At 61.0% G+C, this 14,277-nt stretch carries 17 protein-coding genes; 2 read left to right on the forward strand and 15 right to left on the reverse strand.

All coding sequences use genetic code 11. The features are described from left to right. Positions 1–141: 141 nt before the first annotated feature. From rpsQ to rpsL, 15 genes are all read right to left on the reverse strand, one after another. On the reverse strand, positions 142–495 hold the full coding sequence (rpsQ, locus tag Q0974_RS15140) for a 30S ribosomal protein S17 (RefSeq protein WP_299329322.1): 354 nt from the start codon (positions 493–495) through the stop codon (positions 142–144). A 13-nt stretch (positions 496–508) separates the two neighbouring features. Beyond that, the gene (rpmC, locus tag Q0974_RS15145; RefSeq protein ID WP_299329324.1) at positions 509–721 is read right to left on the reverse strand and encodes a 50S ribosomal protein L29; all 213 of its coding nucleotides are present in this window, start codon (positions 719–721) and stop codon (positions 509–511) included. Positions 722–733: 12 nt separating this feature from the next. Next, on the reverse strand, positions 734–1,156 hold the full coding sequence (rplP, locus tag Q0974_RS15150) for a 50S ribosomal protein L16 (RefSeq protein ID WP_299329326.1): 423 nt from the start codon (positions 1,154–1,156) through the stop codon (positions 734–736). Between the two features lie 25 nt (positions 1,157–1,181). Beyond that, positions 1,182–1,880, reverse strand: coding sequence for a 30S ribosomal protein S3 (gene rpsC / locus Q0974_RS15155; protein ID WP_299329328.1), 699 nt, complete (start codon positions 1,878–1,880; stop codon positions 1,182–1,184). After that, the gene (rplV, locus tag Q0974_RS15160; protein WP_299329330.1) at positions 1,880–2,257 is read right to left on the reverse strand and encodes a 50S ribosomal protein L22; all 378 of its coding nucleotides are present in this window, start codon (positions 2,255–2,257) and stop codon (positions 1,880–1,882) included. The genes rpsC and rplV overlap by 1 nt, the downstream gene beginning before the upstream one ends. Positions 2,258–2,259: 2 nt before the next feature. Beyond that, the gene (rpsS, locus tag Q0974_RS15165) at positions 2,260–2,532 is read right to left on the reverse strand and encodes a 30S ribosomal protein S19 (RefSeq protein ID WP_299329331.1); all 273 of its coding nucleotides are present in this window, start codon (positions 2,530–2,532) and stop codon (positions 2,260–2,262) included. A 2-nt stretch (positions 2,533–2,534) separates the two neighbouring features. After that, positions 2,535–3,374: a 50S ribosomal protein L2 gene (gene rplB, locus Q0974_RS15170; protein WP_299329333.1), complete on the reverse strand. Its 840-nt coding sequence runs from the start codon at positions 3,372–3,374 to the stop codon at positions 2,535–2,537. Between the two features lie 3 nt (positions 3,375–3,377). Then, complete coding sequence (locus Q0974_RS15175; RefSeq protein ID WP_299329335.1) at positions 3,378–3,689, reverse strand: 50S ribosomal protein L23; 312 nt, start codon at positions 3,687–3,689, stop codon at positions 3,378–3,380. Further along, the gene (gene rplD, locus Q0974_RS15180) at positions 3,682–4,308 is read right to left on the reverse strand and encodes a 50S ribosomal protein L4 (RefSeq protein ID WP_299329337.1); all 627 of its coding nucleotides are present in this window, start codon (positions 4,306–4,308) and stop codon (positions 3,682–3,684) included. The genes Q0974_RS15175 and rplD overlap by 8 nt, the downstream gene beginning before the upstream one ends. A 3-nt stretch (positions 4,309–4,311) precedes the next feature. Next, positions 4,312–5,172 carry a 50S ribosomal protein L3 gene (gene rplC, locus Q0974_RS15185; protein WP_299329445.1) on the reverse strand — a complete coding sequence of 287 codons (861 nt, stop codon included), beginning with the start codon at positions 5,170–5,172 and terminating at the stop codon, positions 4,312–4,314. 193 nt (positions 5,173–5,365) lie between these two features. Continuing rightward, positions 5,366–5,677: a 30S ribosomal protein S10 gene (gene rpsJ, locus Q0974_RS15190; protein ID WP_116235891.1), complete on the reverse strand. Its 312-nt coding sequence runs from the start codon at positions 5,675–5,677 to the stop codon at positions 5,366–5,368. A gap of 118 nt (positions 5,678–5,795) precedes the next feature. Then, a complete protein-coding gene (gene tuf / locus Q0974_RS15195; RefSeq protein WP_299329339.1) occupies positions 5,796–6,971 on the reverse strand; it encodes an elongation factor Tu in 1,176 nt (391 codons plus the stop codon). A 49-nt stretch (positions 6,972–7,020) separates the two neighbouring features. Continuing rightward, the gene (gene fusA / locus Q0974_RS15200; protein WP_299329341.1) at positions 7,021–9,099 is read right to left on the reverse strand and encodes an elongation factor G; all 2,079 of its coding nucleotides are present in this window, start codon (positions 9,097–9,099) and stop codon (positions 7,021–7,023) included. A 51-nt stretch (positions 9,100–9,150) separates the two neighbouring features. Next, the gene (gene rpsG / locus Q0974_RS15205; RefSeq protein ID WP_299329343.1) at positions 9,151–9,621 is read right to left on the reverse strand and encodes a 30S ribosomal protein S7; all 471 of its coding nucleotides are present in this window, start codon (positions 9,619–9,621) and stop codon (positions 9,151–9,153) included. Between the two features lie 25 nt (positions 9,622–9,646). Next, positions 9,647–10,018, reverse strand: a complete 372-nt coding sequence (gene rpsL, locus Q0974_RS15210; protein ID WP_067108793.1) for a 30S ribosomal protein S12 — start codon at positions 10,016–10,018, stop codon at positions 9,647–9,649. 402 nt (positions 10,019–10,420) lie between these two features. Here rpsL and Q0974_RS15215 point away from each other — a divergent pair, with 402 nt between their 5' ends. Together Q0974_RS15215 and Q0974_RS15220 are read left to right on the forward strand one after the other, a co-directional pair. Continuing rightward, entirely contained in the window at positions 10,421–11,620 is a 1,200-nt protein-coding gene (locus Q0974_RS15215; RefSeq protein ID WP_299329345.1) for an amidohydrolase family protein, read from the forward strand. 147 nt (positions 11,621–11,767) lie between these two features. After that, on the forward strand, positions 11,768–14,167 hold the full coding sequence (locus Q0974_RS15220; RefSeq protein ID WP_366943608.1) for a TonB-dependent receptor: 2,400 nt from the start codon (positions 11,768–11,770) through the stop codon (positions 14,165–14,167). Positions 14,168–14,277: the final 110 nt, after the last annotated feature.

Raw genomic sequence — 14,277 nt, forward strand, 5'->3', positions numbered from 1 at the left:
GTGAGGGGCTAAACTTCAACTTCCGTCTGGGCTTCAGCGACCATAGGATGGTCGCTCACGAAGCCCTGCCCTTTTCTTCCGCTCCCTCTCAAAAAGAGAAGAACAACCCTTCGACAAGCTCAGGGTAAGCGGACGTATTTGTTACGCCTTTTCCTTGGCTTCCGCCTCGGCCTTCGGCTCTTCCTCGCGCGCCGCTTCGAGATCGACGGCATCGGTTTCGGCGATGTCGATCTTTTCGACATGCTTCGGCGCGGCGCCGGCTTCGACCCGATCGAGAACTTTCCAGGTCTTCAGCTTCGAAATCGGCTTTGTTTCCTCGATCCGCACCGTCTCGCCGATGCCGAACTCGTTCTTCTCGTCATGGGCGTGGTATTTTTTCGACCGCCGGATGATCTTGCCGTACAGAGGGTGTTTCACCTTCCGCTCGACTTTCACGACCACCGTCTTGTCGGTCTTGTCCGACACCACCATCCCGGTCAGCACGCGCTTGGGCATTGCAATAAACTCCTTAAGCCTGTTCGGCCGTCGCGCGCGCGCGCTCAGCCTGCAGGGTCTTGATACGGGCGATCGTCTTCCGGACCTCGGTCACCCGGGCCGGATTTTCGAGCTGGTTCGTCGCCGACTGGAAGCGCAGGTTGAACTGCTCGCGCTTCAGGTCGGCCAGATCCGCCGCCAGCTCGTCGTCATTCTTGACCCGAAGGTCTTCGATTGGCCGTGCCATCGCTCGTGCCTCCTAGTAAATCGACTCACCAAAGCGGGCGACCACCTTGGTTTTGATCGGCAGCTTCTCGGCCGCGCGCTCGAACGCCGTACGCGCGAGCGGGCCGGGAACGCCGTCCAGTTCAAACAGAATCCGGCCCGGCTTGACGCGGGCCGCCCAATATTCGGGCGAGCCCTTGCCCTTACCCTGGCGGACTTCGGCCGGCTTCTTCGAGACCGGCACATCCGGGAACACGCGGATCCACAACCGGCCCTGACGGCGGATGTGGCGCGTGATCGCACGGCGAGCCGCTTCGATCTGGCGCGCGGTGATCCGCTCCGGCTCCAGGGCCTTGAGGCCGAAAGCGCCGAAATTCAGGTCCGTGCCGCCGGGCGCATTGCCCTTGATCCGGCCCTTGAAAGCCTTGCGGAACTTGGTGCGTTTGGGTTGCAGCATCGTGCCGTACCTTCCTCAAAAACTCTTAGCGCTGCGCCGGGCGCACGCCCGAAGTCTGCGCTTCGACCATCAGCCGGTCCTGCGCCGTCGGATCATGGGCCATGATTTCGCCCTTGAAGATCCAGCATTTCACGCCGCACACGCCATAGGCGGTGTGGGCGGAAACCTCGGCATAATCGACATTGGCGCGCAGCGTGTGCAGCGGCACCCGGCCTTCGCGATACCATTCGACGCGCGCGATTTCCGCGCCGCCGAGACGGCCGCCACAAGTGATCTTGATGCCTTCCGCACCCAGGCGCAGCGCCGACTGAACGGCGCGCTTCATGGCGCGGCGGAACGCGATCCGGCGCTCGAGCTGATCGGCGACCGACTGGGCGACCAGACGGGCATCGACTTCGGGCTTGCGGATTTCGACGATGTTCAGCGAGACGTCGCTGTCCGTCATCTCGCCGAGCTTCTTGCGCAGCTTTTCGATGTCCGCGCCCTTCTTGCCGATGATGACACCGGGGCGGGCGGCATAGACCGAAATACGGCACAGTTTCGCCGGACGCTCGATCACGACCTTGGAAATCGCGGCCTGCGGCACCGTTTCCATGATGAACTTGCGGATCTTGAGATCTTCCATCAGCAGCCGGCCATATTCATGGCCTTCGGCGTACCAGCGGCTGTCCCAGGTCCGGTTGATCTGGAGGCGCATGCCTATCGGGTTGGATTTATGACCCATTACGCGTCTTCCTCTTCACGAACGACAATGCGGATGCGGCTGAACGGCTTGACGATCCGGGCCGAGCGGCCACGGGCGCGGGCGCGCCAGCGCTTCATCGTCATACGCTTGCCGACACTCGCCTCGCTAACGACCAGCGCGTCGATGTCGAGATTATGGTTGTTCTCCGCATTGGCGATCGCCGACTGCAGAACCTTCTTCACGTCGACCGCCATGGCACGCTTGGAGAAGGAGAGCACGTTCAACGCCTCTTCCGCCTTCTTGCCGCGGATCAGACCGGCGACGAGATTGAGCTTCTGCGCGGAGCCGCGGATCGAATTGCCGACCGCGAACGCCTCATTCTCTTCGACGCGACGGGGATTAGCCTGCTTACCCATGACTAGCGCCCTTTCTTGTCGGCCATATGGCCGGGGAAGTAGCGGGTCGGGGCGAACTCGCCGAGCTTGTGCCCGACCATGTCCTCATTCACCGAAACCGGCACGAACTTGCGGCCATTATAAACGTTGAAGGTCAGGCCGACGAACTGCGGCAGGATCGTCGAACGGCGCGACCAGGTCTTGATCGGCTTGTTCGAATTTTCTTCCTGCGCCGTTTCGGCTTTCTTCAGGAGATGCAGGTCTACAAACGGACCTTTCCATACGGACCGGGCCATGACTACCTCTTCTTCTTCTTGTGCCGCGAACGGATGATCATTTTGTTCGAGGCAGCCTTGGGATTGCGGGTGCGGGCGCCCTTGGTCGGCTTGCCGGTCGGCGACACCGGATGGCGGCCGCCCGACGTCTTGCCTTCACCACCGCCATGCGGGTGATCGACCGGGTTCTTGGCGACACCGCGGGTGAGCGGCTTCTTGCCGCGCCAGCGGTTGCGCCCGGCCTTGGCGAAATAGGTGTTCGCATTGTCCGGGTTCGAAACCGCGCCGACTGTGCCCATGCAATTGGCCGGAATATAGCGCTGTTCGCCTGACTTGAGACGCACCATCACCATGCCGCGATCACGGCCGACGATCTGCACGTACGTACCTGCGGCACGGGCGATCTGCCCGCCCTTACCCGGGCGCATCTCGATATTGTGGCAGATCGTGCCGACCGGCATCTGGCCGAGCAGCATGGCGTTGCCGGGCTTGGTATCGACCTTTTCGCCCGCGATGACAGTATCGCCGACATCGAGCCGCTGCGGCGCGATGATATAGGCGAGTTCGTCATCGGCATATTTGATGAGCGCGATGAACGCCGAGCGGTTCGGATCATATTCGATCCGCTCGACCGTCGCTTCCACGTCCCATTTGCGCCGCTTGAAATCGACCTTGCGATACTTCTGCTTGTGGCCGCCGCCGATGCCGCGCGAGGTGACATGGCCCATATTGTTGCGGCCGCCGGTCTTGCGCTTGCCTTCGACAAGCGACTTGACCGGACCGCCCTTATGCAAGCCCGACTTGTCGACGATGACGAGATGGCGCCGGCCAGGGCTCGTCGGTTTGGCTGATTTGAGTGCCATCGCTTAGATCCCCGTCGTCACATCAATGGAGTCGCCATCGGCAAGCGTGACGACCGCCTTTTTGAGGTCCGTGCGCCGATAGGGCAGACCCCGCCAGCGCTTCGACTTGCCCTTCTGGACCAGCGTGTTGACCTTCGTCACCTTGACGTCGAACAGGGCTTCCACCGCTGCTTTGATCGCCGGTTTCGTCGCGTCCTTGCTGACCTGGAACACAACTGCGTTATGCTCACCGAGCAGCGTCGATTTTTCGGTAATGTGCGGGCCCTTGATCACGTCATAATGCTCAAGAGCAACCACTGGTTTCTTTTTAGCCATTGAAGCGCGCCTCCAGCTGTTCGACCGCTGCGCGGGTCAGAACCAACGTTTCATGGTTCAGGATGTCGTACACATTCGCGCCCATCGCCGGCATCACGTCGACGCCAACGATATTGGCCGACGCCTTGCGGAAATTGTCATTCACGGCTTCGCCATCGATGACCAACGCCGACTTGCCGAGGCCGAGCTTGTCGAAATGGCCCTTGAGCGCTTTCGTCTTCGCGTCCTTGAGATCGATATTCTCGACGACGATCAGATTGTCGTTCTTGGCTTTGGCCGACAGCGCCATCTTCAGGCCGAGCGCGCGAACCTTCTTGTTCAGCGACGGATTGAAATCGCGCTTGCGGGGGCCGTGGGCCTTGCCGCCGCCGACGAAGATCGGGGCGCGCCGCGAGCCGTGACGGGCGGTGCCGCCGCCCTTCTGCTTGCCGTATTTCTTACCCGTGCGATTGACGTCCGAACGCTCCTGCGCGGCACGCGCCGTCGGCCGGCGCTTTTCGAGCTGCCAGTTGACGACACGGTGCAGGATGTCCGCGCGCGGATTGATACCGAAAATCTCGTCCTTGAGATCGATATCGCCTTTCGCTTTCGCGTCCAGGGTTTTGACCTTGAGCTTCATGGCTTAGCTTTCCTTCTGCTCGTCGTCGCCGCCATCGGACGCTTTGTCTTCGGCGGGCGCTTCGGTTTCAGCAGGGGTTTCAGCGGCGGCCGCTTCGATTTCGGCATCCGTCGGGCCGGTATCGACCTCCTGAACGGCGCCTTCTTCGATCATGCCGGCCGGCGCGTCTTCGGTCGCCGTTTCATCGGCGTTGCGGCGCAGGCCACCCGGGATCGGCGCATCTTCGTGCAGCGGAACTTTCACGGCGTCATTGACGATCAGCCACGCGCCCTTGTGACCCGGCACCGATCCCTTGATGAAGATCAGACCGCGGGCCGCATCGGTGCGGACGACTTCGAGATTCTGCTGGGTGCGCTGACGGTCGCCCATATGGCCGGCCATCTTCTTGTTCTTGAACACCTTGCCTGGGTCCTGACGGTTACCCGTCGAACCGTGCGAGCGGTGCGAGATCGAAACGCCGTGCGTCGCGCGCAGACCGCCAAAGCCGTGCCGCTTCATGGCGCCGGCAAATCCCTTACCCTGCGTCTGACCCGTCACGTCGACAATCTGACCGGCGACAAAATGATCGGCGGTCAGCGTCGCGCCGACCGGCAGAAGCGCATCTTCGTCGACGCGGAATTCCACGACCCGCGCCTTCGGTTCGACCTCATTCTTCGCGAAATGGCCCCGGACCGGCTTCGAAACATTCTTCGCCTTGCGAGCGCCCGCGCCGAGCTGGACAGCGGTATAGCCGTCACGCTCTTTCTCGCGGACCGACACGACCTGACAATCGTCCAGCTGCAGGACGGTAACCGGCACATGCCGACCGTCCGCCTGGAACAGGCGCGTCATTCCCATCTTCTTCGCGATAACGCCACTGCGCATCACTGTACGTCTCCTCAACAGAGGCCCACCGCACAATCGCAGCGGGCATGATCAACCCGAATTTTCCATGCATCGCCCCGTCCGGGCTGAGTGCTACACAGGCAAAAGCCTGCAGAGCTGACGGGGGACGCAGACCACAGCATTGCTGCGCGGTATCCCAATTTGTGGCCACCCCGATGGAGCGGCGCGCCGGCTAGGCCAGCTTGATCTCTACGTCGACACCGGCAGCGAGATCGAGCTTCATCAGCGCATCCACCGTCTGCGGCGTCGGCTGCACGATATCGAGCAGCCTTTTATACGTCCGAACCTCGAACTGCTCGCGCGACTTTTTATCGACATGCGGGCCACGGTTCACCGTAAATTTCTCAATTCTCGTCGGCATCGGAATGGGGCCGCGAATAAGCGCGCCGGTGCGGCGGGCCGTATCGGCGATGTCGCCGGTTGCCTGATCAAGCACACGATGATCGAATGCCTTCAGACGAATACGAATATTCTGCGTTTCCATGTCCAACTACCGATTAGAAAGAGCCAAAGCCCGGCCGGAACCGGGCTCGTAAACCAAACAAAACAAAAGCAAGCCGCCCGACTCCCAAAGGAATCGGGCGGACTATGCGCATTCTATACTATGCAGTGATGTCGCCGACAACCCCTGCGCCGACCGTACGGCCACCTTCGCGAATAGCGAAGCGCAGACCCTGGTCCATGGCGATCGGAGCGATCAGCTTGACACCGAGTTTAACGTTATCGCCCGGCATGACCATCTCGGTGCCCTCGGGCAGCGTGATCTCACCGGTGACGTCCGTCGTGCGGAAGTAGAACTGCGGACGATAATTGGCGAAGAACGGCGTGTGACGGCCACCTTCGTCTTTCGACAGCACATATACTTCGGCCGAGAATTCCGTGTGCGGAGTGATCGAGCCCGGCTTGGCCAGAACCTGACCACGCTCGACACCATCACGCTCGACACCGCGAAGCAGCGCGCCGATATTGTCGCCGGCACGACCTTCGTCGAGCAGCTTGCGGAACATCTCGACGCCCGTAACGGTCGTCTTCGACGTGTCGCGGATGCCGACGATTTCAACTTCGTCGCCCGTGTTGACGATACCCGTTTCGACACGACCGGTCACAACCGTACCGCGGCCCGAAATCGAGAACACGTCTTCGATCGGCATCAGGAACGGCTTGTCCAGCGGACGATCCGGCTGCGGGATATATTCGTCGACAGCAGCCATCAGTTCCTTGATCGAGTTTTCGCCGATTTCCGGATCGCGGCCTTCGAGAGCGGCCAGGGCCGAACCCTTGATGATCGGAATATCGTCGCCCGGGAACTCATAGCTCGAAAGCAGTTCGCGGATTTCCAGTTCGACGAGCTCAAGCAGCTCTTCATCGTCGACCTGATCGACCTTGTTCATGTAGACGACGAGCGCCGGCACGCCGACCTGACGGGCAAGCAGGATGTGCTCGCGGGTCTGCGGCATGGGGCCGTCCGCGGCGTTCACGACGAGGATCGCGCCGTCCATCTGCGCGGCGCCGGTGATCATGTTCTTCACATAGTCAGCATGGCCCGGGCAATCGACGTGCGCATAGTGGCGGTTTTCGGTCTCATATTCGACGTGCGCCGTCGAAATGGTGATCCCGCGCTCGCGCTCTTCGGGAGCCTTGTCGATATCGGCAAAATCAACTGCCGCATTCAGCACCTTCGTAATCGCGGCCGTCAGCGTCGTCTTGCCATGGTCGACGTGACCGATGGTGCCGACATTGACGTGCGGCTTATTCCGCTCAAATTTTTCCTTCGACATTGTTTGTTCCTCGTCTTTGTACGTCTTTTAAAAATTCAACTCTTCACGCTCAGGCCAGCTTCGCCTTTACCTCGTCGGCGACCTGCTGCGGCACTTCCTCATAGTGAGAGAACTGCATCGTATACTGGGCACGGCCCTGTGAGAACGAGCGCAGCTCATTAACGTAACCGAACATATTCGCAAGGGGCACGATGGCATCGACCGTCTGGGCGTTACCCCGGCTGTCTGTGCCCTGCACCTGACCACGGCGGCTGTTCAAGTCGCCGATCACGTCGCCCAGATAGTCTTCCGGGGTCACGACCTCAACCTTCATGACCGGCTCAAGCAGCTTGATGCCGGCTTTCTGCGCCACTTCTCGCATCGCGGCGCGGCCGGCAATTTCGAAGGCCAGCGCCGAGGAGTCGACGTCATGATATTTACCGTCGAGCAGTTCGATCGCGAAGTCGATGATCGGGAAGCCGATGAGCGAACCGGTTTCAGCCGTCTCGCGCATGCCCTTTTCGACCGAGGGAATATATTCCTTCGGCACGTTGCCACCCTTGACGGAGTCCGAAAACTCGATGCCCGAACCGCGCTCGCCCGGTGTGACCTGAATCTTCACCTCGGCGAACTGGCCCGAACCACCCGACTGCTTCTTGTGGGTGTAGGTCAGCTCGACAGGCTTGGCGAGGCTCTCGCGATAGGCGACCTGCGGCGCGCCGACATTGGCGTCCACCTTGAACTCGCGCTTCATGCGGTCGACGAGAATCTCGAGGTGGAGTTCGCCCATCCCCTTGATGATCGTCTGGCCCGATTCTTCGTCGGACGTGACACGGAAGCTCGGATCCTCGGCGGCGAGGCGATTGAGCGCGATACCCATCTTTTCCTGGTCTGCCTTGGTCTTCGGCTCCACTGCGACCTCGATAACCGGATCGGGAAATTCCATCCGCTCGAGAATAATCGGCGCGTTGGACGCGCACAGCGTATCACCCGTCGTGACGTTCTTCAGGCCCGCAATCGCGACGATATCGCCGGCATAGGCCGTTTCGATGTCTTCGCGGTCGTTCGCGTGCATAAGCAGCATGCGGCCGATCTTTTCTTTCGAGTCCTTGACCGAGTTCAGCACCTGATCAGAGCGATCGAGCTTACCCGAATAGACGCGGCAGAAGGTCAGTGTACCGACGAACGGATCGGTCATGATCTTGAACGCCAGCGCGGAGAAAGGCGCATCGTCGGAAGACTCACGCTTGTCCTCTTCCTCCTCCTCGCCCGGCTTCACGCCGCGAATGGAAGGAACGTCGGTCGGCGCCGGCAGATAATCGACGACGGCGTCGAGCAAAGGCTGTACGCCTTTGTTCTTGAACGCCGAGCCACACAGAACCGGGACGAAAGCCTGGCCCAGCGTACCCTTGCGGATCAGCGCCTTGAGCGTATCGGCGTCCGGAACGGTGCCTTCGAGATAGGCTTCCATGACATCGTCGTCCTGCTCGACGGCGAGTTCGATCATCGTCTCGCGCGCCGCGGCAGCTGCGTCGGCCATGTCGGCAGGAATGTCGGTGACTTCGAATTCCGCGCCCAGCGACTCATCCTTCCAGATGATCGCATTATTGTTCACCAGATCGACCACGCCCTTGAGATCGGCTTCGAGGCCGATCGGCAGCGTCAGCACCAGCGGCGTCGCGCCGAGCCGGTCAACGATCATTTCGACACACATGTCGAAATTCGCGCCCGTGCGGTCGAGCTTGTTGATGAAGCACATCCGCGGCACCTTGTACCGGTCGGCCTGGCGCCAGACGGTTTCGGACTGCGGCTCGACGCCGGCCACGCCGTCGAACACGGCGACCGCACCGTCGAGCACGCGCAGCGCACGCTCGACTTCGATCGTGAAGTCCACGTGACCCGGCGTGTCGATGATGTTGATCCGGTGATCGCGCCAGAAGGTCGTCGTCGCAGCCGAGGTGATCGTAATACCGCGCTCCTGCTCCTGCTCCATCCAGTCCATCGTCGCGGCGCCGTCATGGACTTCGCCGATCTTGTAGGACTTGCCGGTGTAATAGAGGATGCGTTCGGTCGTCGTCGTCTTACCGGCATCGATGTGGGCCATGATGCCGATATTGCGATACATTTCGATCGAAGTGTCGCGGGCCATTTGATTTGCTCCAGTACCGGGACGGTCCCGGCGGGTTTCAGTGTTTCGTGATTACCAGCGGTAGTGGCTGAATGCGCGGTTGGCTTCGGCCATCTTGTGTGTGTCTTCGCGCTTCTTGACAGCATTGCCGCGATTGTTCGCCGCATCCATCAGCTCACCTGACAGGCGCGCCGCCATCGTGTTCTCGCCACGGCCGCGCGCCGCGCCGATCAGCCAGCGAATGGCCAGCGCCTGGGCGCGCTCGGGGCGGACCTCGACCGGCACCTGATAGGTCGCGCCACCGACACGGCGGCTGCGGACCTCGACGCCCGGCTTGATGTTATTGAGTGCGTCATGGAACACCTGCATCGGATCGGCCTTGGACTTGGCTTCGACCTGATCGAGCGCGCCATAGACGATACCTTCGGCGACGGACTTCTTGCCGTCATACATCAGGTTGTTCATGAATTTGGACAGGACCACATCCCCGAATTTGGGATCCGGCAGAATTTCCCGCTTTTCGGGACGGCGACGACGAGACATATCGGTATACCTCTAAATCAATCAGTTATTTGGGACGCTTGGCGCCATATTTCGAACGGCTCTGCTTGCGGTCCTTCACGCCCTGCGTGTCGAGAACGCCGCGCAGCACATGATAGCGGACGCCCGGAAGGTCGCGCACACGACCGCCGCGGATCAGCACCACCGAGTGCTCCTGCAGATTATGCCCTTCGCCCGGAATGTAGCTGATGACTTCGCGCTGGTTGGTCAAGCGGACCTTAGCCACCTTGCGCAGAGCCGAGTTCGGCTTTTTCGGGGTCGTGGTATAGACGCGCGTGCAAACGCCCCGCTTCTGCGGGTTCGCCTCCATCGCGGGCACTTTCGATTTCGCCTTTTGCGGCGTGCGGCCCTTGCGAACCAGCTGATTGATCGTCGGCATGAAGCCCTTCACCTTTATTCAGTTACTTTGCCAAGGGCACGCCGCGCATTTCCCGGGTTCCAAATCGCGGAAGCCGGAAACGCACAAAGGCCTTCCGGTAACCGCGAACGGCTCCGCAAGGCCCCATACACGCCAATGGCAATGTTCAAGCTCTCGTACCTTAAGCGAATCGCGTCTGGGTTGAACCCCCACCACCGATCCTCGGCACGGGCGGCGGTATAGCGGCGGTCCGGCAGAGGGTCAATGGTGCAAGTCGGCCCGATGGACGCTGATATAATTCGCCTTCTGCCGAACGACGTCGTACACTTGAAAGATTGCAGCACATATGGAGTAGGGCCGATGAGAGCGATCTCCAGTCTCCTGACTTTGCTTGGCCTTTTCTTGAGCAGCCAGGCGCAAGCCATGGAGCCGCCGCCCACGCTTCAGTTCGACAATGGCAAATGGTTCAACGGCACCGGCTTCGATACGCGCACGGTTTATTCCATCGACGGCCGGCTGACCTCGGAAACCCCGCCGGACATTGATAGCGTGATCGATCTTGGCGGTGGCTTTGTGATCCCGCCGCTGTGCGAGGCGCATAACCATAATCTTGGCGGGGACGAAGACGAACAGGAGGTGATCGACCGGTATCTCAGCGCCGGCATCTATTATGTCGGCATCCTCAGCAACTTTCCGCAATATACGGGCGTCGCGCGGCGCAATTTCAATCGCCCCGACAGCGTCGATGTGCAATTCGCGAATGGCGGCATAACCGCGCCCCTCGCACACCCGATCCCCTTGCGCGAACGTTTGCTGGGCTTTGGGGCCTATCCGGGTTTTACGCGCGAGACGCTCGCCGATCATGCCTATTTTACGGTGGCAACGCAGGAGGATCTGGACCGCATCTGGCCGATTGCCCTCAGCTACCGGCCGGACTTCATCAAGATCTTCATCATGAACTCGCAAGATCATGACGCCCCGCCGGGCGAAACCGATTATGAAGGCGAACGCGGTCTGCATCCGGACCTTGTGTACGACCTGGTCGAGCGCAGCCATGATCACGGCCTGCGCATTTTCGCCCATATCGAAACAGCGGAGGATTTTCGCCTCGCGGTGCAAGCCGGCGTCGATGTCATCGCCCATCTTCCGGGCCGACGTTTGCCGGAACCAATCGCAGAGGACATCGCCAACCGCGCGGCGGAAAATGGCATCGCCGTGCACACGACCGCAGTGCTGGCGAACCGCCTCCGCGAACATAATCCCGAAGGCTTTGCCGCCGTTCGTTCCGTGCAGATCGCCAATCTTAATCTGCTGTATCGGGCGGGCGTCACGCTGGCGATTGGCAGCGACCTCTATAGCGCCGACAGCCGTGCAGAAGCAGAATATCTCAGAGAGCTGGACATTTTCTCTTCGCGTGAGTTGCTCGAAATGTGGACTGAGAATTGCGCGCGCACGGTTTTTCCGGACCGCAAGATCGGGGCGTTGAACGAAGGCTATGAGACGAGCTTTCTGGTGCTCGACGGCAACCCGCTCGAAGACTGGTCTGCGCTTGGCGCAATCAATCTGCGGGTGAAGGACGGTTATGTGCTGGAACTCGGCGAGAGCATCCACACTGAAGACTGAATTTGGCGCGCGGGCGTCTCCGTACGTCGCCAGATTGCCAATGTCCCAAAACCGACATTGCACTGCAACATAACCGCATCAATCCATGGCTAGGCATCGGTCTGCTCCAGGCGGCCCCGTCGCCCGATCCCTTGAGAAGAGAAAGCCATGCCCATGCCCCGAACCACATCGCTCGCCATCGCCACTATGCTGATCGGAACGTCCAGCACGGCCGCCCTCGCCCAGGGCACCGCCCCGGCCGATACCGTGTTCACGACGGCGCCGATCGTCGTGACCGCGCAAAAGCGCGAAGAAGCGATCACCGACGTCCCACTGACAGTCACTGCCTATTCGGGCGACACGCTCGAGAATATCGGCATCGACGAGTTCGACGAGCTTTCGGCTTTCGTGCCCGGCCTCAATATTCAGGAGCAGAGTGCCAACAACCCCGGCTTCGTGATCCGGGGTATCACGTCGGACTCCGGCAGCGCGCAGATCGCGCCGCGCGTCACCATTTACTACAACGGTATCGACGTATCGCGCTCGCGCGGTTCCTATTTCGATCTGTTCGACATCGAGCGGATCGAGGTCGTCAAGGGGCCGCAGGCGACGCTGTTCGGCACAGCCGCGACGATCGGCGCGATCTCGGTCGTCACCGCCCGGCCGACGCCCGATCTGAGCGCCGCCTTTTCCGCCTCCTACGGCAATTACGATGCGATCGAATTTAACGGCATGATCAATGGCGGGTCGGACGATATCGCCGGCCGTCTTGCCTTCGTCTACAAGGAGCGCGACGGCTATATCCGCAACATCGCCGGGGAGCCAGGCACCGCCAGCGAGCAGACGGTCGGCATCGACCAGGACGATCTCAACGGCATCGAGCAGTTCGGTATTCGCGGATCGCTCCGCATCTTTCCGACCGATGACAGCACGATCGACCTGATCCTGACCTATGAGCAGCAACGCAACAGCGGCACGGCGTTCAAGTCCGGATCGATCCCGCCGACCGGCGGCGATACCAGTCCGTTCAGCTTTGCCGAGCTCGGCGGTTCGCCGTTCAGCGAGACCGTACTCGGCATTCGCGAACTCGGGCTCGAACGCGAGGTGTTCGATGCCAATCTGACCTTCAACGCACCAATCACCGATACGCTCTCGATCACCTCGATCACCGGCTATCGCCGCTTCGACAGTCTCGAAACCTTCGATGCCGACGGATCGGCGCTCTTCTATCTCGAATTCGCCGAGGACGCCCAGGGCGAGCAGATGAGTCACGAAACCCGCGTCACCTACGATGGCGACATGTTCCGCGGTTTCGCCGGCTTCAACATCTTCCACGAGGAAGGGACGCAACGCGTACCCTTCTCGACCGATGAGGGCACGTACATCGCCTGCGCACCCTTCGGCGCTTTCGCCCCGATCCAGGCCAATCTCTCGGCCGCGCTGGGCGGTGCCAATCCGTGCGTGGCGGCAGACGGCACCTTGAACGCGGCCAATGCCACGGCTCTGTTGACGGGCGGGACGGCGACCGTGCTGCCCTATCAGAGCGTTTTCGAGAATGGCGGCAAAAATAGCAGCTATTCGGTCTTCGCCGATGGCACGCTCGACCTTGGCGATCTCGAGCTTACCGCGGGCCTGCGTTACGTCTATGAGGAACGTCGCTCGAGCTACAGCGCGACCCAGCCGGGCAGCGTAATCTTCGCGGGGCTCGGCGCGCCCGGTGTTTCATTGCTCGGTGCAGCGGATACCAATGGCGGGACATTCGCCGCCGAAGACGAGTTCGATGCCTGGCTGCCGCGCTTCAATGTCTTGTACCGCATCACCGACCAAGTGAATGTCTACGCGACCGTCTCGCGCGGCCGTCGCGCGCCGGTCATCGATTTGAGCGCGCTTGCTACGCCGGCCGGCATCGTGCCGGACGTCACGCTCGTCGCGGCCGAACGCGTCTGGAATTACGAAGGCGGCGTCAAAGCCGATATCGATGGCTTTTTCGGATCAATCGGCGTCTTCTACCAAGACTATTCGAACTTCCAGACGAGCTTCTTCGAGGAAGGCACGGGCCAGATCGTCCCGGTCAATGCCGGCGAGGCAAGCAATTTCGGTGTCGAGATCGAAGCGGCCTATCAGATCATCCCCGAAGTCCGGCTGTTTGCCAACTATGCCTATATCGATGCCGAGATCGATGCGCCTGCGACCGGCGGCGCAACCCAGTTCGTCGGCAGCCGGTTCCGGCTGCAGCCCGAACATTCGGCGTCAGGCGGCGCGCAGTTCAATGTCGGCATCGCCGACGGCACGGAATTCTTCCTGACGCCGACCGTCACCTATCAGAGCCGCGTTTTCTTCGAGGTACCGAACACGCCGCTGACCAGTGAAGACGGCTATGTGCTCGCCAATCTGCGCGGCGGGGTGAGCTTCGACGACGGCCGTTACGAAATCGTCGGCTTTGCGCGCAACCTGTTCGACGAGGAGTATCTGATCGATGCCGGCAATACCGGCGGCGCCTTCGGCACGCCGACCTTCATCGCCGGTGAGCCCGCGCTGTATGGAATCGAGGTCGGGATGCGGTTTTGATCCAGGATCGGAAAACTCGATCACTGTAAACGAAAAGCTTTACGGCCCCGGCGGTAACGTCGGGGCCGGATGTCGCGAACTCCTGTGTGACCGCGCCGATGCTTCGGCAG

The organism is Parasphingopyxis sp., assembly GCF_028279465.1.
Classification (GTDB): Bacteria; Pseudomonadota; Alphaproteobacteria; order Sphingomonadales; family Sphingomonadaceae; genus Parasphingopyxis.